1 protein-coding gene is annotated in these 924 nt (G+C 69.3%); it reads right to left on the bottom strand.

The window, feature by feature from the left end; translation table 11 throughout:
• Positions 1-924 (bottom strand): Mu transposase domain-containing protein (locus tag AC1RS9_RS14505; RefSeq protein WP_492921984.1); only part of this gene is annotated, 924 nt, incomplete at both ends.

The raw sequence follows: 924 nt of genomic DNA, 5'->3' as shown, positions 1-924 counted from the left end.
GGTTGGCGACGTCGCAACAGCTCGTCGTAGGCGGTGACGGTGGGCAGGGGTCGAGTGTCCTCGGGTAGGTGCGCGATGACCTGGTGCGGGTCGGTGGGGCGTCGTGGTGGCAAGTTCACGACCGTCCCCCGCCTGGTCGGGGTGGTAGGGATGGGTGTGTGGCCGGTGGCGTGGCGGCGGGCTTCGACGGCGACGACGTCGGGGCTGATCGCGCCGACCGACAGGGCGCTGGTGATGCCGGCGATCACCGCCTCGGCGGGGAGGGAGCGGTGGAGCAGGAGCACGTCGATGAGTTCTTGGGTGCCTGCGACGTCACCGCTGGTCTTGCGGGCTGCGGCCCAGAACGCGTCGTGGGCTGCGGTGAATGCCCCCGCCGCTCTGGCTTGGGCCAGGGCGGTGGAGCCTGGGAACGCACCGGGCTTGTGGCGTAGGACTTCTAGGTAGTGGTCCAGCTCGACTCGGGTCACCCCACGGGTGCCGAGGCGTGGGTGGGTGGCCACTATGGTGCGGCCTTCGAAGACGACCACGCACGAGGCCCGCAGGCTGACGCGGACGCGTTGCCCGATCAGGTGTGCGGGGACGGAGTACTTGACCATGCGGACGGTGATCAGGGCGGAGCGGTCGACGCGGGGGTGGAGGATCAGGCCGGGGTCGAAGTCGTCTGCTGGCAACGGTGCCAGGTGTGGGAGTTCGGCGTGGTAGTCCTGCCCGATCGTGTTGGCGTGGCCGGTGATGCGGCGGGTGTTGTCATCGTGTTCCCAGGCACGGATCTTGTCGTTGAGTTCGTCCAGGGTGGCGACGTCGGGCATGGGGGTGAGGTGGTTGCGGCGGAACCAGCCGACCTCGCCCTCGACGCCACCTTTCTCGTGGGCGCCGTCGATGCCTGGCTGGCAGTAGAACGCGTCGAAGCCGTAGTGGGAGCGG

It is taken from the genome of Dermacoccus sp. MPR-E5, assembly GCF_058809565.1.
This window is presented reverse-complemented; position numbering and strand designations above follow the sequence as displayed.